Origin of the sequence: Marinicella rhabdoformis, from assembly GCF_009671245.1 — a bacterium.
In the GTDB taxonomy this organism is placed as follows: domain Bacteria; phylum Pseudomonadota; class Gammaproteobacteria; order Xanthomonadales; family Marinicellaceae; genus Marinicella; species Marinicella rhabdoformis.
In genome coordinates this window covers 112,426-132,332 of the sequence record NZ_VTFS01000006.1, presented here as the reverse complement: position 1 = coordinate 132,332, position 19,907 = coordinate 112,426, and the positions used below count along the sequence as shown (strand labels likewise).

18 protein-coding genes and 1 tRNA gene are annotated in these 19,907 nt (G+C 42.2%); 16 read left to right on the top strand and 3 right to left on the bottom strand.

The window, feature by feature from the left end:
• Window positions 1-74: 74 nt before the first annotated feature.
• Together fabR and FET73_RS13205 are read left to right on the top strand one after the other, a co-directional pair.
• A complete protein-coding gene (gene fabR, locus FET73_RS13210; RefSeq protein ID WP_154224445.1) occupies window positions 75-707 on the top strand; it encodes an HTH-type transcriptional repressor FabR in 633 nt (210 codons plus the stop codon).
• Entirely contained in the window at window positions 707-1,138 is a 432-nt protein-coding gene (locus FET73_RS13205; RefSeq protein WP_154224444.1) for an RDD family protein, read from the top strand. The genes fabR and FET73_RS13205 overlap by 1 nt, the downstream gene beginning before the upstream one ends.
• 32 nt (window positions 1,139-1,170) lie before the next feature.
• On the opposite strand, the gene FET73_RS13200 is transcribed toward FET73_RS13205, so the two are convergent.
• From FET73_RS13200 to FET73_RS13190, 3 genes are all read right to left on the bottom strand, one after another.
• The gene (locus FET73_RS13200) at window positions 1,171-4,377 is read right to left on the bottom strand and encodes a CHAT domain-containing protein (RefSeq protein ID WP_154224443.1); all 3,207 of its coding nucleotides are present in this window, start codon (window positions 4,375-4,377) and stop codon (window positions 1,171-1,173) included.
• Between the two features lie 19 nt (window positions 4,378-4,396).
• A complete protein-coding gene (locus FET73_RS13195; protein WP_154224442.1) occupies window positions 4,397-4,771 on the bottom strand; it encodes a hypothetical protein in 375 nt (124 codons plus the stop codon).
• Window positions 4,772-4,871: 100 nt separating this feature from the next.
• The gene (locus FET73_RS13190; RefSeq protein WP_154224441.1) at window positions 4,872-5,720 is read right to left on the bottom strand and encodes a PPK2 family polyphosphate kinase; all 849 of its coding nucleotides are present in this window, start codon (window positions 5,718-5,720) and stop codon (window positions 4,872-4,874) included.
• 203 nt (window positions 5,721-5,923) lie between these two features.
• On the opposite strand from FET73_RS13190, the gene FET73_RS13185 reads away from it, so the two are divergent.
• The 14 genes from FET73_RS13185 (at window position 5,924) to nuoH (ending at window position 19,899) form a co-directional block, all read left to right on the top strand.
• Entirely contained in the window at window positions 5,924-6,388 is a 465-nt protein-coding gene (locus FET73_RS13185) for a low molecular weight protein-tyrosine-phosphatase (RefSeq protein WP_154224440.1), read from the top strand.
• A gap of 32 nt (window positions 6,389-6,420) precedes the next feature.
• Window positions 6,421-7,545 (top strand): tRNA guanosine(34) transglycosylase Tgt, encoded by a 1,125-nt coding sequence (gene tgt, locus FET73_RS13180; RefSeq protein ID WP_154224439.1) that lies wholly within the window; start codon window positions 6,421-6,423, stop codon window positions 7,543-7,545.
• A 209-nt stretch (window positions 7,546-7,754) separates the two neighbouring features.
• Window positions 7,755-10,394: a DNA gyrase subunit A gene (gyrA, locus tag FET73_RS13175; protein WP_154224438.1), complete on the top strand. Its 2,640-nt coding sequence runs from the start codon at window positions 7,755-7,757 to the stop codon at window positions 10,392-10,394.
• A complete protein-coding gene (gene tpiA / locus FET73_RS13170) occupies window positions 10,387-11,157 on the top strand; it encodes a triose-phosphate isomerase (protein ID WP_154224437.1) in 771 nt (256 codons plus the stop codon). Before gyrA ends, tpiA begins: the two co-directional genes overlap by 8 nt.
• A gap of 5 nt (window positions 11,158-11,162) precedes the next feature.
• Window positions 11,163-11,681: a preprotein translocase subunit SecG gene (gene secG, locus FET73_RS13165; RefSeq protein ID WP_154224436.1), complete on the top strand. Its 519-nt coding sequence runs from the start codon at window positions 11,163-11,165 to the stop codon at window positions 11,679-11,681.
• A gap of 133 nt (window positions 11,682-11,814) precedes the next feature.
• Window positions 11,815-11,901, top strand: a tRNA-Leu gene (locus FET73_RS13160).
• A gap of 35 nt (window positions 11,902-11,936) precedes the next feature.
• Window positions 11,937-12,293 (top strand): NADH-quinone oxidoreductase subunit A, encoded by a 357-nt coding sequence (locus FET73_RS13155; RefSeq protein WP_154224435.1) that lies wholly within the window; start codon window positions 11,937-11,939, stop codon window positions 12,291-12,293.
• Window positions 12,284-12,796: a NuoB/complex I 20 kDa subunit family protein gene (locus FET73_RS13150; protein ID WP_154224434.1), complete on the top strand. Its 513-nt coding sequence runs from the start codon at window positions 12,284-12,286 to the stop codon at window positions 12,794-12,796. Before FET73_RS13155 ends, FET73_RS13150 begins: the two co-directional genes overlap by 10 nt.
• On the top strand, window positions 12,793-13,506 hold the full coding sequence (locus FET73_RS13145) for an NADH-quinone oxidoreductase subunit C (protein ID WP_154224433.1): 714 nt from the start codon (window positions 12,793-12,795) through the stop codon (window positions 13,504-13,506). Before FET73_RS13150 ends, FET73_RS13145 begins: the two co-directional genes overlap by 4 nt.
• Window position 13,507: 1 nt before the next feature.
• Window positions 13,508-14,761, top strand: a complete 1,254-nt coding sequence (locus FET73_RS13140) for an NADH-quinone oxidoreductase subunit D (RefSeq protein WP_154224432.1) — start codon at window positions 13,508-13,510, stop codon at window positions 14,759-14,761.
• Window positions 14,761-15,288, top strand: coding sequence for an NADH-quinone oxidoreductase subunit NuoE (gene nuoE, locus FET73_RS13135; RefSeq protein ID WP_154224431.1), 528 nt, complete (start codon window positions 14,761-14,763; stop codon window positions 15,286-15,288). The genes FET73_RS13140 and nuoE overlap by 1 nt, the downstream gene beginning before the upstream one ends.
• The gene (gene nuoF / locus FET73_RS13130; protein WP_154224430.1) at window positions 15,285-16,565 is read left to right on the top strand and encodes an NADH-quinone oxidoreductase subunit NuoF; all 1,281 of its coding nucleotides are present in this window, start codon (window positions 15,285-15,287) and stop codon (window positions 16,563-16,565) included. The genes nuoE and nuoF overlap by 4 nt, the downstream gene beginning before the upstream one ends.
• Window positions 16,562-18,892, top strand: coding sequence for an NADH-quinone oxidoreductase subunit NuoG (nuoG, locus tag FET73_RS13125; protein ID WP_154224429.1), 2,331 nt, complete (start codon window positions 16,562-16,564; stop codon window positions 18,890-18,892). The genes nuoF and nuoG overlap by 4 nt, the downstream gene beginning before the upstream one ends.
• Complete coding sequence (nuoH, locus tag FET73_RS13120; RefSeq protein ID WP_154224428.1) at window positions 18,889-19,899, top strand: NADH-quinone oxidoreductase subunit NuoH; 1,011 nt, start codon at window positions 18,889-18,891, stop codon at window positions 19,897-19,899. Before nuoG ends, nuoH begins: the two co-directional genes overlap by 4 nt.
• Window positions 19,900-19,907: the final 8 nt, after the last annotated feature.

Sequence of the window (19,907 nt, the reverse complement as noted above, 5' to 3'; positions counted from 1 at the left end):
AAGCGCGCTGAAATCCTTTCAGTCTGTGATATGCTGATGGCTTGAGAAATAACAATGCTTTACGACCGACCGTTATGGCTGAATCAAGATTAAGACAAAAAGAAAAAACACGACGTGCCATTATTGATGCGGCGATTGGACAGTTATCTGAAAGTAAAAGCTTTGCCAGTTTGAGTTTGCGTGAAGTCACGCGCGAAGCGGGCATTGCGCCAACTTCTTTTTATCGCCATTTCAAAGACATGGAAGAGTTGGGGCTGACTTTGGTAGATGAGTCAGGCTTGGCTTTGCGTCAGGTGATGAGGAAAGCGCGCCAAAGGGTTAAAGTGAAGGGTAAAGTGATAGCCACTTCGGTTCGCACGTTCATGGAATTTACGGAATCACAGCCCAATATTTTCAGAATATTATTTCACGAACGTTCAGGAACTACGCGCGGATTGCGTGATGCTGTATCTCGTGAGATTCAATACTTTATCGTTGAGTTATCAGATTATATTCATAACACGGGTATAGAAGAAGGCATTGCTATGGTGCAAGCAGAAGCCATGGTTGCGGTGATTTTCAATGCAGGTGCTGAGTCCATCGCTGCCAAACCCAATCAGAAAAAAGATTTAGAAGAACGTGCCATTAAACAACTGCGTTTTGTTGCTTTGGGCGCGGCTTTGGTGAATAACACAGAAAATAAACGCACTGATTCAAAGAAAGCTTGATGCACCAAATGATTTATCCGAGCCTGTCTAGACGTTATTTTGCTACGGCACTCGACGTGTTTCTTTTGATTGCTTTGTTGATTTCCAGTGTGAAAATGCTGGACCATCTAATGGTGCCAACATCTTCTTTGTATTGGTACCTGATTGTTTTACCAGTGTTTTTATACGAGCCAATATTAACCAGTAAAGGTGTCACTTTGGGGCAGTGGTTGTTTCGATTCAGAATCAGGGATGTCATCAGTGGTGAAAAAATCAGCTTGGTACAAGCTTATGGCCGTTGGATTATCAAATTTGTCCTTGGTGGTATTTCCTTGTTAACCATACCTAATGACGAGCACAAACGCGCCATTCATGACAAGTTGCTGGCTTCGGTAGCTGTTTCGGTTACTGTTTCGGTTACTGTTTCGGCTGCTGTTTCGGTTGAATATTGAACAGTTTAAGTGAATGCGTATTAGTTTTACAATTACTGAGAAACATGTAGCCAACCAGACCAATATTTGGGGTGGCGGGTTTGGTGTTGGTTTTTGATGTGGATTTGGGCATTACGCAATGCAGTTTCTATGCTTTGACCTTCGTTTAAGTTTTGATAGAGCAGGGTCATCATCATGCTGGTGGCGCGGTCATCGACTTGCCACAGGCTGCTGACGATGTTTTTAGTGCCTGCTTGAAGGAAACTTTGAGTCAAGCCTGTTAAGCCATTACCGCTGCTTAAGCCAGTTTCACAGCCACTGAGCACAACCAACTCAAATGGCATCTCCATGTTCCTGATTTCTGATGCGCGCACCATTGAAGCTTGGTGTTTCCCTTTTTTATCATAGGCGCTGAGTACCAATGAAGAAAGGTCAGGGTGTTCTTCATTGAAAAATGCATGGGTGGCCATGTGTAAGATGCTGGTGTTTTGGTCGAGGTTTGTGAAGTTATTTTTACTGGCCTCGAAACCTTGAAATACTTGTCCAGAGATTAAGGCATTAATGGCGTTAACTTCATGCGCTGTTCCTGCCAAGGGGGTGAATTCGGTAATTCCAATTGATTTTTCATCATTTGGGTTGGCTATGTCTGTACGTACAGCTGTGATCAAGCGAGCGTCTTTTGAATGGTGAACTGGATTGGCAAAATAGGCCGCTTGCCATGTTTTGTGTTCTTTTTTTGCTGTGTTTGAATTTTGTACAAAAGAGAGACTGTTGAAACTTTGTATGGTGTAACGGTCAACCATGGGTGCGCTGGTCTTAGGCAATGGCAAAGCGGCGATGGGTAAAACATTTAATGGATCGTCGAGTATCAAATTGACTTTATCAACTTCAGGATAGTCAGCCAAAGGTGTAAACAAATGTTCAGTCAGTTCTATGATGGCTTGATTGAGTTTGGCTTGATCAGCAATGGTTTGTCGTGTGTGTTCTACCCAAGTGGCTAGTTTCTCACGGTTTTCTAAGGGCACACAAATGATTTTATCCTTACTGATCCACCAAGCGATGCTGCCGTATTGGCCAGTCATGAATTGAATGGTTAATTCGTCTTTTTCCATGGCCGCTTGCATGGCAGTAATATCAATTTTTGGCGTTTGAATTTTGTTGATGGTGCTGAGGTAATCCAATTCGTTATTCAAGCTGATGATTTCCCTTTCCATGGTTTCACGGGTTTCGTCAGACAAACGGTTATTTTCTAGTGCAAAACTGATGTGGCCTATTTGATTAAATAATTCAGATGCCCTGTTTTGATTCCGGGTGTTTGGGTCATTTTTTGGTTGAGGGCTAAGCGCTTTGTTTGACTTATGGCTTTGCCAAGCTTGTAATGTGGTATTGATAAATGAAACCGTCTTGACAGGGTCTTGTTCTTTGGCGAATAGCATACTGTACAAGGTCAAAGTTTCATCAACATGTAACTTCAGCTGCTGCTGTGTTTTGCTGTGGCTGACGTGCTGGCTGAGCTCGTTGAGCTTGTCGACTGATTTTTTGACAGTGATTAATGCTTCGGATTTTTTACCTGCCTTCCATTGATTGAAAGCCAAGGCGTTTAGTATTTTACTGGTCAGTATTTTGTCCAGTTTTGATGGTAAAGCATGCAGTGCGCTTTCTAATTCTTTGATGGCTTGCTGGTGTTTTTTTTGGGATTGATAAACGTTTGCTAATTGCAGGCTGATATTATCCACTTGTCTTTGTTTGTGCAAATCTTGCAGTTTGAGTTTGGCCTGAGAAAATAAAGCAATGGCTTTTTCAGGTTGCTGCATATTAAAAGCTTGTTGTGCTTGGAGTTGTAAAATAGTGGCTTTTTGGACTGGCAAGTCAGCACCTCTTGCGAGATTTTCGGCATCATTCAACCATTTTTTTGCTTCTTTTGTGTGATTTTGAATCTCAGATAGGGTAAGTAATACATCTAAATGTTGTCTTTTATAATTTTCTGCGTTTGTATTTTTTAATACTTGTTGGTAGTGATTCAGGGCCAAATCATTTAAACCCAAATCCATATAAATTCGACCAAACTGGATTTGCAATTGGTTAGACCACCAGAGGTTTAGGGTATTGTTTGGGTTGTTTTGTTCTAACTCAAGTGCTTGCTGTAGTTGTGAAAGCGCTTGGTCATGTAAGGATTCGGATTGCAATAAGTTGGCTATGTTAATTAAACCAGAAAACAAACCATTTTGGTCTTTGTTAGATTCAGCTGCTTTGATTTTCGATTTATAAATTTTAAGGGCATTATTAGTTTGACCTAAATTCTGATATGCCAAAGCTAAATTATTAATAAGAGAAATGTGATTAAAACCAATCCCACTGATATCTTGATCACGCAATTGGGCTTCTGTGATACCTGATAGTTTCAGGCTTTCTCGATACGAGCCTATGGCTGCATGAATGTCTCTTTTGGCCCAATGCATTAATCCAATGTTGTTATAGGCTGTTTTGACTAATTTAGAAAGTCCCAACTGCTTTCCATGAATGGCTACTTGCTCAAATCGTTTTTGTGCTTGTTCAATTTTATTTAAACGCCACTCGGCCAAACCCATTCTGCCCTCGGAGTACCAGCGATAAGTGGATGACTTTGCTTGAATAAAATGATTAATGGCTTTTTTGTATGTTGATATACTTTTTGTGTATTGAGCCATGCTTCTATATGTTCCAGCTATTTCATTAGCAGTAATACCTGCCCACAAGTGGTTATTGTCCTGTTCAAATGCTTGTTGTGCAGATTCAAAATATTGCAAAGCCTCGGGTTCTTTGGTTTCTTTTAAATAATGACGCATGATGGCTGAAAAACCTGCCTTTAATTCTTTGTGGCCTTTAAGTGATGCGATAGAAGGTGTTTCAGTAGTGCGCAATTCAACGGTAACTTTATTGGGGTTATCGTTGTGAAGAAAGGTATGAATTGAAATTTCTAGTGGTTCAGAGTGTGGTGGTATCAATGTATCGTAATAAGGAAAGGCGTTATAGGTATCATAAGAGTAGCTGACAGGAGTTTCATGAATTCTTATGTAAGTGATTTGTTGGTGTTCATTGACCCTAAAAAAATAGTATTGATTACTTTTTGGTAAAATTACTTTAGTAAAGTTTTTGAATGCTATTGTTTTAACTTTTTCGGGTAAAAGTAAGCTTGCTTGTGCTGTTAGGTTGCCAAGCAGCACAAGCAATACACATGCTAAAAACAAAAAGTGTGTTTTAAACTGTTTTTTTAAAAACATTGCATGCAGAATGGTTTATTCAGTTACCACCTGTGCCACTGCCATCATCAGGTTTGGTCAGCATGCCTTCTGTTATATCCTCTTTATCACAAGGTAAAGGAGAAAAGGTGTAGCCAATCATTGAATTGTATTCAGATGGTGCTTTGCTGTTGTTGTACTTAAAGTTTGCCTGATCTAATTCTACAATGACATTGGGTGTGAATACCCATAGCATATTTTCATTTGTATCATAGCAAGTCCAGTTGTTCATTTTTATAGGTCCTAATTGATCCTTTCCCACCATTAAGGTAGCAGACCCACTGCCAGATTCATGAGAGTCAATTTCTAAGATAATGTTGATTCCAACTTGACCTTGGTTATTAGACTGGTTTATTTGGTATGTTTTGTTTGACATGTTGTCCCCTTAAGTTAGTAATAAAAAAGCACCACAAGTGTGGCGCATTTATTCTAAATCATTTAATGAAATAATTGTTAAAAATCATTGGCTTAAAATTTTAATCAAACAGAATTGTTTCTACTAAATGTGCATCTTTGTCACTGATTTTTTCAGCTTCTGGAAATTCGGGGTTCATCCCTTTAAGGTGTGATGCTGTAATGGCAGCAACGATTCTTCTCATGTTGGGTTTGTCATCAGCCGGAATGACGTACCAAGGGGAATGGTCGGTGCTGGTGTGTTTTAAGACTTCGTCAAAGGCATTTTGATAGGCGTTCCAATGTTGGCTTTCTTTAAGGTCGCCCACGCTGAATTTCCAGCGCTTTTCTTCAGTTTCGTAACGGCTTTTAAATCGATCATGTTGTTCTTCTTGGCTGACATCGAGCATGAATTTGATGACCTGGGTGTTGTTGTTTTTCAGGTGCAGCTCTGTTTGGTTGATGTAATCAAAACGATGTTGCCAGAATAGATTGTCATTGGCGCGTTTTGTGTCGATACCTTGTCCTGCTAGATACTCAGGGTGAACACGCACCACCAAAGCTTCTTCGTAATAGCTGCGGTTGAACAGGGTGATTTGGCCGTTTTTGGGGAATTGCTGATAACAGCGCCACATGAAATCGTGTGCCAGTTCGTTTTTACTCGGTGCTTTGAAAGCGGCTACTTCTAATCCGCCCGGGTCACATTCATTGAATACATTGCGGATGGTGGAATCCTTGCCTGCTGCATCCATGGCTTGGAAAATCACCAGCAGCGATTGTTTGCCTTCGGCTTGTAATGCTTCTTGGTATTTGGCAATGCGTTTTCCTTGTTTTTTAAGTGAAATGTCATGTGCTTCAATAAAGTCATCGAGTTGTTTTTGTGTTGGGCGTGGTTGGCCTTTGTGGTGTTTGAATGTTTCAAAGTTAGGCATTGGTATCAAGTTTTGATTAGGTTGCTTTTAATTTTACATAAAGTGATGTGACTTTTGTGTTTTGTTTGGTTTGGTTTTTGTGCAGCCGAGCCGCCGGCGTTCCTATAATTATAAGAGGTAAAGTATGAATGATTATCTGATTTTATATGATAGGGTTATTTGATGGTTTTGTTAAAATGTGGTTTTCGATAGGAAGTGGCTTAATGAAAAAAGTGTTGTTTGTTTGTATGGGAAATATTTGTCGTTCGCCTTCGGCTGAGGCAGTGTTTCGTGATTTGGTGAAGCAGTCAGGTTTAGAAAAAGGTTTTGTTATTGACTCGGCAGGAACCCATTCTTATCATGTGGGGCATCAACCTGATGCGCGTTCTATCAAGGCGGCACGGAAACGCGGTATAGAGATGAAAGACTTGAGGGCCAGACAAGTTGTGGCTCAGGATTTTGATCGATTTGACTACTTGATTGCCATGGATGAAGCCAATTTATTGGGTATGACATCTCTGGTGTCTGCTGATAAGCAACACAAGGCGTCATTGATGATGTCTTATGCTGATACTGAATACGATGAAGTGCCGGACCCTTATTATGGCCAAGGTGATGGTTTTGAGTTGGTTTTGGATTTGTTGGAACGGGCTTGTGAGGGTTTGCTGAAAGAAATCCATAGCGTATAATGTGCGGCTTGTATTAATCAGCAGAATTTTCAATGGAATTTGAACTCAAACATGAATATCAAGCGGGCAAAGGTGCTGTTCGACGTGGCACTTTAACTTTTGATCGAGGCACGGTTGAAACACCTTGCTTTATGCCTGTGGGCACTTATGGCACAGTCAAAGCCATGTCGCCTGAAGAAATTAAGGGTATTGGTGCTGAAATTATTTTGGGGAATACTTTTCATTTGATGCTGCGCCCAGGAACTGAGGTAATCAAAGCCCATGGCGATTTACATGATTTTATGGCTTGGGATAAGCCTATATTGACAGATTCTGGTGGGTTTCAAGTATTCTCTTTGGCAGAAAATCGCAAAATCACAGAGGAGGGTGTGACTTTTGCCTCTCCTGTCAATGGTTCAAAAGTGTTTATGGGTCCAGAAGAGTCGATGCAAGTGCAACGTGATTTGGGTTCGGATATTGTGATGATTTTTGATGAATGTACACCATATCCTGCCGATCATGATACGGCAAAGAAGTCGATGGAATTGTCTTTGCGCTGGGCCAAGCGTTCTAAAGCTGCTTTTGCTGATAATCCGAATGCTTTGTTTGGTATCGTTCAAGGTGGTATGCATGATGATTTGCGACAACAGTCGGCTGCCGGGTTAAAAGAGATAGGCTTTCATGGTTATGCCATTGGTGGTTTGTCGGTGGGTGAGCCGAAAGATTTGCGTGAGCAAGTGTTAAAAACCACTACGCCATTACTGCCTAAAGACAAGCCACGTTACCTGATGGGTGTTGGCAAGCCTGAAGATATTTTAGAGGCAGTGCGTTTGGGTATCGATATGTTTGATTGTGTGATGCCAACACGTAACGCACGCAATGCTTATTTGTTCACTTGGGATGGCGTGGTTAAAATTCGCAACGCCAAGCACGAATTTGATAACACGCCATTAGACAAGGATTGTGGTTGTTATACTTGCCAAAACTTTTCTAAATCTTACCTGCGTCATTTAGATAAATGTGGAGAGATGTTAGGGCCTCGTTTGAACACCATTCACAATTTATTTTTCTACCAAGAATTTATGCAAAAAATCCGTGATGCCATTGAAAACGACGCGCTGGATGAGTTTGCTGAAGCTTATTACGCCAGAATTGAAGCGGCGAAACAAGCGGATTAAGCCGTTTGCTCATTAAAATAGAACGATCGTTTAAGTCAGTTTAAAGCTTGCTGCGCTGATTTTATTCTGTTGCTGTGTAAATCTATTGGTTTTCAGTGATTTTTGCCTGTAGGGCTTTAAATTGGCTTTAAGGGCAAAATGTTGCTTAAAATATATTGCTTTTGTGTTACAATTTCCTGCTTTGTTATATGTAAGGAATTGGCTGCTTTATGGCTGAGAATTCAACCGATATTGTTAAGATAAATATCGAAGATGAGATGCAAAAATCATACCTCGATTATTCGATGAGTGTGATTGTTGGTAGGGCGTTACCGGACGTCAGGGATGGTTTAAAACCAGTACATAGGCGTGTGTTGTTCGCCATGAATGAGTTGAATGTGAGTTGGAATAAACCTCACAAGAAATCTGCTCGTGTGGTCGGTGATGTGATTGGTAAATACCATCCGCATGGTGATACTGCCGTGTATGACACCATCGTTCGTATGGCACAACCATTCTCAATGCGATACATGCTGGTTGATGGACAGGGTAACTTTGGTTCTGTTGATGGTGATTCACCTGCTGCAATGAGATACACCGAAGTCAGGATGGCCAAAATTTCTCATGAAATGATGGCTGACTTGGATAAGGATACCGTCGATTTTGTTCCTAACTATGATGAGACTGATACTGAACCTGAGGTGATGCCCACCCGTGTTCCGGCTTTATTGGTAAATGGCTCTTCTGGTATTGCGGTGGGTATGGCAACCAATATCCCGCCTCATAATTTAACTGAGGTCATTAATGCCACCATAGAAATGATCAGGAACCCTGGGGCCACATTAGATGATTTGATGGTGTATTTACCAGGCCCAGATTTCCCAACAGCAGCTTTTATTAATGGTGCAGAAGGTATCCGTGATGCTTATGACACAGGTCGCGGTAAAGTGTACATGCGAGCACGTTCTGAAATTGAAACAGACGACGCTTCTGGAAAACAAACCATTGTTGTAACTGAATTGCCTTACCAGGTTAACAAGGCGCGCTTGATTGAGAAAGTGGCTGAGTTGGTTAAATTAAAGAAAATTGATGGTATTTCTGCTTTGCGTGACGAATCTGACAAAGACGGTATGCGCATCGTGTTTGAGTTGCGTCGTGGTGAAGTGGCGGAAGTGATGTTGAATCAATTGTTTAAATTGACTCAATTACAAACTGTTTTCGGTATCAACATGGTGGCCTTAATTAATGGCCAACCCAAAACATTGGGTTTGATGGAAATATTAAATGAATTCATCAAACACCGCAGAGAAGTTGTTGTTCGTCGTACCATCTTTGAATTGCGCAAGGCGCGTGATCGTGCACACATCTTAGAAGGTCTGGCTGTTGCATTGGCAAACATTGAAGAAGTGATTGAGTTAATCAAAACTTCTAAGAATCCAGCTGAAGCCAAAGAACGCTTGTTGAACAAAAAGTGGGATTCGACCTTAATCAAGTCAATGCTAGATGATGACGCGGATTTGTGTCGTCCTGAAGACCTGGCTGATGAGTTTGGCTTCTTCGAAGCGGGTTATCAATTGTCTCCAGTTCAAGCCAAAGCCATTTTGGATTTACAGCTACATCGCTTAACAGGCTTAGAACAAAGCAAGATCACCGATGAGTTCCAAGAAATCATCGTTAAGATCAAAGAGTTTTTAGAAATTCTGATGAACCCAGACCGCTTGATGGAAGTGGTTCGTGAAGAGTTGGAAGAAATCAAAGAAAAATACGGTGATGAAAGGCGCACTGTTATTATGGACAGGCAGCTGCACTTGACCATGGAAGACCTCATCATTGAAGAAGATGTGGTGGTCACCTTATCGCATGAAGGCTATGCCAAAATGCAGCAGTTAGATGTGTACCGTGCACAAACGCGTGGCGGCAAAGGCAAGTCAGCCACTTCTATGAAGAATGAAGACTTTATTGAGCGCTTGTGGATTGCCAACACACATGACACCTTATTGTGTTTCTCAAACAAAGGTCAGGTTTACTGGCTCAAAGTTTATGAGTTACCTATGGCGTCACGCACAGCGCGCGGTAAACCGTTGGTTAACTTATTGCCGCTTGATAAAGGTGAGATGATCACAGCGATATTGCCGGTTCGTGACTACGATGAAGATAAATATGTATTCTTTGCCACTGCCAAAGGTGTGGTTAAGAAAACACCATTATCAAACTTCTCAAGGCCACGTGCCAATGGCATCATTGGTTTGGGCTTGTTAGAAGATGATCACTTGGTTAATGTTGAATTAACTACAGGAGACCAAGATGTCTTCTTGTTTACATCAGCAGGTAAGTCCATCAGATTCCATGAGTCAGATGTTCGCAGCATGGGCAGGACCGCAAGGGGTGTTCGTGGAATTACCATGAAAGGCGATGCCAAAGTGGTTTCTATGTTCATTGCAGAAGAGGGTAATGTCTTGGTTTGCACCGAGAACGGTTACGGCAAGCAAACCAAACTGGAGGAGTTTTCTAGAATCAAGCGATCTGGTCAAGGCGTGATTGCGATTCAAACTTCAGACAGAAATGGTCCGGTGGTTGGCGCATGCCAAGTGCTTGAAGACGATCAAATTATGTTGATCAGTAATGGTGGTACCTTGGTTAGAACTGCAGTCAACGGTATTTCTATTGTAGGTCGAAACACCCAAGGTGTAACCCTTATTCGATTGGCTGACAAGGAGTCTCTGGTCAGTGTGGCTAAAGTCGTGCTTCTCGAAGGTGAAGAGGGTGAGCTTGGCGATGATGGCTCCGCAGTTAATGCCGATGGAGTTGATGCTACTGCTGTAAGTGAATCTGACAGTGATGGTGCAGACTCAGGTGATGCCGATGCGTAAGCTGTTGGTCGCTGGCAATTGGAAAATGAACGGCTCTGTCGATGAAGCAAAGGCTTTGTCGGCAGGCTTGTTGGCTGAAATTAGTGATGGTGCATCATATGATGTGGCAGTTTTTCCACCATTTGTCCATATTCCTGCTGTGGCGGCACAGCTACAAAATAGCGATTTGATTTGGGGCGGCCAAAACCTTTCGGCTCAAGCCAAAGGTGCATTCACCAGTGAAATCAGTGCAAGCATGCTTGCTGAGCTCGGTTGTCAAATGGTTTTAGTGGGTCATTCTGAATGTCGTGAATACGGTCATGAAAGCAATCAGTTGGTGGCAGAAAAATTCAAACAAGCGTTGTCTGTGGGGTTGACGCCCATTTTGTGTGTTGGAGAAACTATAGCACAACGCGAGGCAGAGCAAACAGAATCAGTAGTTTGGCAACAAATACAAGCTGTTATTGAGTTGGTTGGCATGGAATCTTTGGGTCAAGGTGTGATTGCATATGAGCCCGTGTGGGCAATTGGCACGGGATTAACGGCCACGGCTGAACAAGCTCAGCAAGTTCATCAATTTATACGTTCTCATTTATCCGAGAATGATGATATAATTGCGCGCCGCATGCGCCTGCTCTATGGCGGCAGTTGTAATGGCAGCAATGCGAACGCACTTTTTTCAATGCCAGATGTTGATGGTGGCTTGATTGGTGGTGCATCATTGACGGTAGAAGATTTTATGGCAATTTGTCAGCAAGCTGACGCATTGTCAAACGGAGAATAATTCAAATGACAATTAATTTTTTAAATATCATTCAAGTGTTGGTAGGAATCGCCTTGATTGGTTTTATTTTGATCCAACGTGGTCCGGGTGCTACAGCAGGTTCAGCTTTTGGCGGCGGTGCATCAGGCACAGTTTTTGGTGCCAAGGGATCAGGTTCATTTTTGACCAAAGCGACAGCAATTTTAGCCACTGCCTTTTTTATTGTAACGATGTTGATTGCCATTGATTCAAGAAACATGATGGGTGCTACAGGCGAAGCCACTGAACAAGATTTGGGTGTCATGGGCAGTATTGACAACCAAGACAAACCAGCTGTTGTTATTCCTGGCGACGATGTTGACGGAAATGCTGAGGCTGATCAGGTGATTGACGATGCCATCAAACAAGCTGATGACAACTTGACTCAAGTCAAAGAAGAAGCTGCTAATGCAGTTGATAATGTGGTTGAATCTACAGAGGCTGCAGTTGAAGAAATTAAAGAAGATGCTGAAGATGTCGTTTCAGATGAAGATGGCGATCAGTAAGAATTAAATAAAATAAAAGCGGCTTTAGGTCGCTTTTTTATGAAAAGTATTTTTTTACTTTTCAAAGAGTTGCGGGTGTTTTTTAAACTGAGTTTGTGAGTTTTTCTGGTTTTTAATTTACCTTTAAATATGTGCCGAAGTGGTGAAATTGGTAGACACGCCACCTTGAGGGGGTGGTGGCCTATTGGTCGTGCCGGTTCGAGTCCGGCTTTCGGCACCAACATTTTTTTTGACAATTGAATAGGGGATGGCTGAATGATAGCTGACTATTTTCCAATCTTGTTGTTCTTAGGCGTATCCATCGGTCTCGGTGTGGTGTTGCTTTCTTTGGGCTATTTGTTTGGCTCTAATCGTCCTTCTGACGAAAAAGCATCTGCTTACGAATGTGGTTTTGAAGCCTTTGATGATGCACACATGAAATTTGACGTGCGTTTTTATTTGGTCGCCATTTTATTCATTATCTTTGATTTAGAAATCGCCTTTTTGTTCCCCTGGTCTGTGGTATTAGACGAGTTAGGTGGCTTTGGTTTGATTTCTATGTTTCTGTTTTTATTTTTACTGGTCATAGGCTTTATCTATGAGTGGAAAAAAGGAGCGTTGGAATGGGAGTAGTTGATAACATCATCGAACCAATTGTTGACCATGGTTTGCAAGACAAAGGTTTTGCAACGGCCAAGTTAGATGATTTGTTACATTGGGCCCGAACGGGTTCTTTGTGGCCTATGACGTTTGGTTTGGCTTGTTGTGCTGTTGAAATGATGCACGCAGGTGCAGCTCGTTACGATTTGGATAGGTTTGGTGTCATATTTAGACCCTCTCCAAGGCAATCGGATGTGATGATTGTCGCAGGTACTTTGGTCAACAAAATGGCGCCTGCATTGCGTAAAGTATATGACCAAATGCCTGAACCTAAATATGTAATTTCAATGGGCTCTTGTGCCAATGGCGGTGGTTACTACCATTATTCATATGCTGTTGTTCGCGGCTGTGATCGTGTGGTTCCAGTTGATATTTATGTGCCTGGTTGTCCGCCGACCTCTGAAGCTTTGATTTATGGTATTTTACAGTTGCAGAAAAAAATCAAACGCACCAACACCATTGCAAGAACATCATGAGTAACTACAGATATGAATTAAGCAAGCTTTTGGCTGAAGTATTCAGTGACATTGATATTAAACTCACTGAAAGTCGTTTGGGTGTTGAAATGTTGATTCCAGTGGATTCTTGGGTTGATGTGGCCAAAACGCTGCGTGATGACAAAAACTTATACTTTGAGCAATTGATTGACCTTTGTGGCGTTGACTACTTAACGTATGGTGAAGCTGAATGGCAAACTGACGGCGTATCATCTACCGGCTTTTCTCGTGGTATCAAATCCAAAGGTCCAGGACGTTTTTCATGGGATGAAAGACGTGAAGAGTCGATGCCCAACCGTTTTGCGGTGGTGGCTCAACTTTTATCAATGAAACACAATCACAGATTGACGTTGAAATGTTTTGCACCTGATGAAGGGATGTTGGCTGTTAATTCTTTGATCGATGTTTGGCCTGGTGTGAATTGGTTTGAGCGTGAAGCTTTTGACTTGTTCGGCATTGTTTTTAAAGGGCATCCAGATTTACGTCGAATTTTGACTGATTACGGTTTCATTGGACATCCATTCCGTAAAGACTTCCCATTAGTCGGGAATGTTGAAGTTAAGTATGATGAAGAACAAAAACGTGTGGTATACCAACCTGTATCTATCGAACCTCGTGTGTTGGTGCCTAAAACCATACGCAGAGATTCAAGGTATGTTGACACCATGAATGACCAGGAGGCTTCATAACATGTCAGAAATTAAGAATTACACCATGAATTTTGGGCCGCAGCATCCTGCGGCGCATGGTGTGTTGCGTTTGATTTTGGAATTAGACGGTGAGTTGGTTGAACATGCGGACCCACATGTGGGGTTGTTGCATCGTGCAACAGAAAAGCTAGCAGAATCTAAACCATATAACCAGTCTATTGGTTACATGGACCGTTTAGATTATGTGTCTATGATGTGTAATGAACATGCCTATGTTCGCAGTATTGAACAATTATTAGGTATTGAAGCGCCCATCCGTGCCCAATACATCAGAACATTGTTTGATGAAATCACGCGTTTAAGAAACCATTTGATGTGGATTGGAACCCATGGTTTGGATCTGGGTGCAATGGCTTTGTTCTTGTACGCTTTCCGTGAACGTGAAATGTTGTTGGATATGTATGAAGCCGTATCGGGCGCACGTTTACATGCCACTTATTATCGTCCCGGCGGTGTATACCGTGATTTACCTGATTCAATGCCTAAGCATGCTGAAAGTAAATGGACCAAAGGTAAAGACCTTAAAAAGGCCAATGAATGGCGTGAAGGTTCTATGTTGGATTTCATTGAAGCTTTTGCTGATGATTTTGACAGTAAAATTGATGAATACCGCACCTTGTTGCAAGACAACAGAATTTGGAAACAACGTACTGTAGGTATTGCAGTGGTTTCTCCTGAGCAGGCCAAGGCTTGGGGATTCACGGGCCCCATGTTACGTGGGTCTGGTATCGAATGGGATTTGCGTAAGAAACAAACTTATGCAGCTTATGACAAAGTAGATTTTGATATTCCTGTGGGAATGAATGGTGATTGTTATGATCGTTATTTGGTTCGTATGGAAGAGATGGTTCAATCTAATCGCATCATCAAACAATGTGTTAAATGGTTGAAGGCCAACCCAGGCCCTGTTATGGCGGACGACTACAAGGTCGCACCACCTAACAGAGAGATGATGAAAGAAGACATGGAATCAATGATTCACCATTTTAAACTGTTCACTGAAGGTTATACCGTACCAGCGGGTGAGGTATATAGCGCTGTTGAAGCACCTAAAGGTGAATTTGGTATTTATATGGTGTCAGATGATTCAAACAAACCGTTCCGCATGAAGGTGAGGGCGCCAGGATTTGCGCATTTGTCAGCGATGAACGATATGGTTAAAGGTCACATGTTAGCGGATGTTGTGGCAGTTATTGGAACTATGGATATTGTATTTGGGGAGATCGACAGGTAATGTATCAAGTCAATCCACAAAATCAGGATAAAACGTTGGCCATGACCTTGCTGACTGATGAAACACGCAGTCACATGGATTATTGGTTAGCCAAATACCCGAACGATCAAAGAAGATCAGCTGTTATAGGTTCATTGCACGCTGCGCAGGACCAAAACAAAGGGTGGTTAAGTAAAGAAATCATGCAAGCAGTGGCTCAATACCTTGAGATACCTGCTTCATGGGTTTTTGAAGCCGCCAGTTTTTACTCTATGTTTTTCACGGAGCCAGCAGGCGAGCACAAAGTGGCCATTTGTACCAACATCTCATGTATGTTGCGTGGTGCCAACGAAGTGGTTAATTATGCTGAACAAAAATTAGGTATTAAATTAGGTGAAACAACAGCCGACGGTAAAATCACACTGGTCAAAGAAGAAGAATGTGTAGCCGGCTGTGTTGGCGCGCCTTTGATGATTGTTAACGGCCATTACCATGAAAATTTGACCAATGAAAAGATTGATCAGATATTGGGAGGTTTAGAAGCATGACTCAAATAACACATGTCAGCTTGAACCCTGATAAAGACCCCAGTTTAAAAAATTATTTAGAAAAAGGTGGTTATTCAGCCTGGAAAAAAATTCTGGCTGAAAAAACTGACCAGAATGAAATCATAGACACCGTTAAAGCTTCGGCTCTGCGTGGTCGTGGCGGCGCAGGCTTTCCTACCGGCTTAAAATGGAGCTTCATGCCCAAAGATGCCCCCGGTCAAAAATACGTCTTGTGTAACTCTGATGAATCAGAGCCTGGGACATGTCATGACCGCGACATTCTAAGGTATAACCCGCATGCAGTGATTGAAGGCATGGCCATTGGTGGCTACGCGATGGGCGCAACCATCGGTTATAATTACCTGCGTGGTGAGTTTCATCATGAACCCTTTGAAAACTTTGAAGCGGCTTTGAAAGAAGCCTATGAAGCAGGCTTGTTAGGTAAAAATATCGCTGATTCGGGTGTTGATTTTGACCTTTATGCCGTTCATGGCGCGGGTGCATACATCTGTGGTGAAGAAACAGCTTTGATGGAATCTTTAGAAGGTAAAAAAGGCCAACCTCGTTTCAAACCACCTTTCCCTGCCAACTTCGGTATTTATGGGAAGCCAACTACGATTAACAACACCGAGTCTTTTTCTTCAGTACCTGCCATCATGCGGAATGGTGCAGAATGGTTCCTGGAGTTAGGTAAGCCTAACAACGGTGGCGTTAAAATCTTTTCTGTTTCTGGGCATGTCAACAAGCCCGGCAACTATGAAATTCCTTTGGGTACACCCTTTGCTGATTTATTAGAAATGGCAGGTGGCGTATTAGACGGTAGAAAATTAAAAGCAGTGATTCCAGGTGGCTCATCAATGAAAGTGCTTCCTGCTGAAGTCATGATGGGCTTGACCATGGATTTTGATGCCATTGGCGCTGCAGGTTCTGGTTTAGGTTCTGGTGCTGTGGTTGTGATGGCTGAAGACACTTGTATGGTTGAAGTATGCTGGCGTTTGTCACGCTTTTATTACATGGAATCATGCGGCCAATGTACACCTTGTCGTGAAGGGACAGGCTGGATGTACCGTGTTTTGTCACGCATCTTAGACGGTAAAGCAGAGCAAAAAGACATAGAAATGCTCAGACAAGCTGCAGGTCAAATTGAAGGACACACCATTTGTGCCTTTGGTGAAGCCGCTGCTTGGCCAGTTCAAGGTATCTTGAAATACTACTGGGATGAGTTTGAATACTTTGTTGAAAATAAAAAATCAATGAATAAGAGGCTGACAGCATGAGCGACGGCGTAAAACAAGCTGATAACATGATCAGCATTGAAATCGATGGTCAAGCTTTACAAGCTGAAAGGGGCTCAATGATTATTGAAGCTGCTGACCAAGCTGGTATTAAGATTCCACGATTTTGTTACCACAAAAAATTGTCAGTGGCAGCCAATTGCCGTATGTGTATGGTTGACGTAGAAAAAGCACCCAAGCCCATGCCGGCTTGTGCAACGCCAGTGATGCCAGACATGAAAATATACACACAATCAAAGAGAGCCACAGACGCCCAGCGCAATGTGATGGAATTCTTGTTGATTAATCACCCATTAGATTGTCCAATTTGTGACCAAGGTGGTGAGTGTGAATTACAAGACGTTTCAATGGGTTACGGTAGAGATGTGTCAAGATATGTAGACACAAAACGTGTGGTTAAAGATGAGAACTTAGGCTCTTTGATTTCTACCGACATGACGCGTTGTATCTTGTGTACTCGTTGCGTTCGATTTTTAAATGAAGTGGCAGGTACAGACGAATTAGGCGGAATCGGTCGTGGTGATCGCACCAACATCAGTACCGCAGTTGGACGCTCAGTTGATTCTGAAATGTCAGGTAACGTCATTGATTTGTGTCCAGTAGGCGCATTGACCAATAAACCATTCCGTTATAAAGCACGGGCGTGGGAATTGATGGCGACATCAGCAGTCTCTATGCATGATGCAGTAGGTTCAAACATGTATTATCACACCAGAAATGGTGACATATTGCGTGCTGTTCCTCAGGATAATGATGATTTAAATGAAGCTTGGTTATCAGATCGTGACCGTTATGGTATTCATGGTTTGAAAGACGCCACGGACCGCGTAACCACACCTCAAATTAAAGAAAACGGTGTTTGGAAAGACATCAGTTGGGAAGATGCTTTGGCGACTTTGGTTGATCAAATCAAAGCAGCTTCTTCAGATGATTTGGCTTTGTTTGCTGGGAACCACGCCACAACAGAAGAATATGTGTTGTTGAAACAATTGTTTGATGGATTGGGTTCACATAACTATGAGCACCGCATCCATGCCACCGATTTGTCACAACATGATCGTTTACCTCGAGTAGATTTAACTTTGCCTGAAGTCGCTGATCAAAACAGTGTCGTCATGATTGGTGCATATCCAAGACATGAACAGCCCATTTTGAACCACAAGCTGCGTCAAGCATGGTTGAAAGGGGCAAAAATATCTTCGATTACAGCGAAAAAACAAAAGCAAAACTTTGATTTGTTGCATGATTATGTTGGCAACCAATTAGACTGGGTTAAAGCTTTGGCCTCATTGGCACACTGTGTGGCTGATATCAAAGGTGAACAACCTACTGGTGAATTGGGTGTTTGGGTCATGGCTCAGAAAACTGACGAAGACTTGAATCATTTGGCCAAACAATTGTTAAAAGAAGAAAATAACAATTTATTCATCTTGGGTCAAACGGCTGAAAGTCATCCACAAGCCAGTATGATTAAGGCCACCACGGCTTGGTTAAGCCAAGTTACAAATGGTAAAGTTTATGAAACAGTTCGTGGTGCCAATGCGGTAGGTGCTTCAATGGCAGGTTTGTCATTTGATGGTAATTTGTTAGATAAAGCACACAAGGTTAATGTACTGTATCAAGCCGAATTACAAGACTTTGCTAATCCTGCAGATGCCAAACAAGCATTAATAAACAGTGATTTTTCTGTTGCTATGAATGCATTTGCTGATGAAGATTTAAAATCACGTGTAGACATGATTTTGCCGATTGCCTTGTTGCCAGAAACCAGTGGTACATTGGTTAACAACTTAAACCAAAGACAAGAATCATTGGTGGCACAACGGTCACCTGGCGAGACAAAACCAGGTTGGCGCGTGTTGAGGGTTTTGGGCACTTTATTAGAGTTGAGTGGCTTTGACTACCAAGACGTTAATGATGTGATGGCAGTGACTGAAAAAATGTCTGCAGTAGAAGGTATCATAAACCAAGATGTTGTGGTCACAGAGCCAGAAGTCAAAGGTTTGGTGCTACTCGCCAATACGGCTATTTATGATGTGGATGCACTAACAAGACGCTCTAAACCATTACAAGAAACTGTTCTGGCATCAAGTGATACGGTTTATGTGAATCCTGCTGACATGGCTTCTATTGGCTTTACTGAAGGTGATATGGTTGCTGTTGAACAGGACGGCCGTTTCGCTGAAATGACATTATCAACTTGCGATTTTGTTTCAGCAGGTTCAGCTCAAGTATCGATGGGGCGACGCAGTTCATTAAAACTCAATGCCAATGACTTGAGCATCAGTATCATAGGAGCACAATCATGATTTGGGACCAAATTTGGATGGTGATCTGGACACTTTTAAAAATTGTGGCAGTGGTTTTACCTTTGATTTTGTGTGTGGCATATGCAACCTATTTCGAACGTAAAGTGATTGCCTTCATGCACGCCAGAATGGGACCTAATCGGGTAGGGCCCTGGGGTTTGTTACAACCTTTTGCCGATGTATTTAAGTTGTTGACGAAGGAAATCATTTTTCCTGCTAATGCGAATAAGTTTTTATTTTTAATTGCACCAGTCATCACATTAGGAACGGCATTTGCGGCCTGGGCTGTGGTGCCATTTTCAGATGGTTTGGTTCTGGCAGACATCAATGCAGGCTTGGTCTATATTTTGGCCATGACATCAATGGGCGTATATGGCGTCATCATTGGTGGTTGGGCTTCTAATTCAAAATATGCACTGCTGGGTGCATTGCGATCAGCTGCTCAAATCGTTTCGTATGAGATTGCCATGGGTTTTGCCTTGGTGGGTGTATTGATTGCTGCCGGTTCTTTGAATTTAACAGAAATTGTACAGGGTCAAGAAGGCGGAATACACCATTGGTACTTTATTCCGCTGTTCCCGTTGTTTATTATCTACTTTATTGCAGGTGTTGCAGAAACTAACCGTGCGCCATTTGATGTCGCCGAGGGTGAGTCTGAAATTGTAGCAGGTTTCCATGTAGAGTATTCCGGTTCTGCTTTTGCTGTGTTCTTTTTGGCTGAATATGCCAACATGATTATCATTTCAGCTTTGGCTGCAATCATGTTCTTAGGCGGCTGGTATTCGCCGATTCCTGGAGATTCTATTTTTGCTCAACCCAGTATCATTTGGTTTTTAGCAAAAGCGAGTATCTTCATGTATTTGTATTTTTGGTTCAGGGCTTCTTTACCGCGCTATCGTTATGATCAAATCATGCGATTGGGCTGGAAAGTATTTATCCCGATCACCATCGTTTGGATCATGGTTGTTGCTGTGATGCGTGTTTATCATATCGGACCTTGGTTCTGATCCAATAT

Excerpts from the sequence above, each read along its gene's own strand:
- FET73_RS13195 (WP_154224442.1), bottom strand. The coding sequence starts at position 4,771 with ATGTCAAACAAAACATACCAAATAAACCAGTCTAATAACCAAGGTCAA.
- FET73_RS13205 (WP_154224444.1), top strand. The coding sequence starts at position 707 with ATGCACCAAATGATTTATCCGAGCCTGTCTAGACGTTATTTTGCTACG.
- tgt (WP_154224439.1), top strand. The coding sequence starts at position 6,421 with ATGGAATTTGAACTCAAACATGAATATCAAGCGGGCAAAGGTGCTGTT.
- nuoH (WP_154224428.1), top strand. The coding sequence starts at position 18,889 with ATGATTTGGGACCAAATTTGGATGGTGATCTGGACACTTTTAAAAATT.
- nuoE (WP_154224431.1), top strand. The coding sequence starts at position 14,761 with ATGTATCAAGTCAATCCACAAAATCAGGATAAAACGTTGGCCATGACC.
- FET73_RS13190 (WP_154224441.1), bottom strand. The coding sequence starts at position 5,720 with ATGCCTAACTTTGAAACATTCAAACACCACAAAGGCCAACCACGCCCA.
- FET73_RS13140 (WP_154224432.1), top strand. The coding sequence starts at position 13,508 with ATGTCAGAAATTAAGAATTACACCATGAATTTTGGGCCGCAGCATCCT.
- tpiA (WP_154224437.1), top strand. The coding sequence starts at position 10,387 with ATGCGTAAGCTGTTGGTCGCTGGCAATTGGAAAATGAACGGCTCTGTC.
- nuoF (WP_154224430.1), top strand. The coding sequence starts at position 15,285 with ATGACTCAAATAACACATGTCAGCTTGAACCCTGATAAAGACCCCAGT.
- FET73_RS13200 (WP_154224443.1), bottom strand. The coding sequence starts at position 4,377 with ATGTTTTTAAAAAAACAGTTTAAAACACACTTTTTGTTTTTAGCATGT.
- fabR (WP_154224445.1), top strand. The coding sequence starts at position 75 with ATGGCTGAATCAAGATTAAGACAAAAAGAAAAAACACGACGTGCCATT.
- nuoG (WP_154224429.1), top strand. The coding sequence starts at position 16,562 with ATGAGCGACGGCGTAAAACAAGCTGATAACATGATCAGCATTGAAATC.
- FET73_RS13185 (WP_154224440.1), top strand. The coding sequence starts at position 5,924 with ATGAAAAAAGTGTTGTTTGTTTGTATGGGAAATATTTGTCGTTCGCCT.
- FET73_RS13145 (WP_154224433.1), top strand. The coding sequence starts at position 12,793 with ATGAGTAACTACAGATATGAATTAAGCAAGCTTTTGGCTGAAGTATTC.
- gyrA (WP_154224438.1), top strand. The coding sequence starts at position 7,755 with ATGGCTGAGAATTCAACCGATATTGTTAAGATAAATATCGAAGATGAG.
- FET73_RS13155 (WP_154224435.1), top strand. The coding sequence starts at position 11,937 with ATGATAGCTGACTATTTTCCAATCTTGTTGTTCTTAGGCGTATCCATC.
- FET73_RS13150 (WP_154224434.1), top strand. The coding sequence starts at position 12,284 with ATGGGAGTAGTTGATAACATCATCGAACCAATTGTTGACCATGGTTTG.
- secG (WP_154224436.1), top strand. The coding sequence starts at position 11,163 with ATGACAATTAATTTTTTAAATATCATTCAAGTGTTGGTAGGAATCGCC.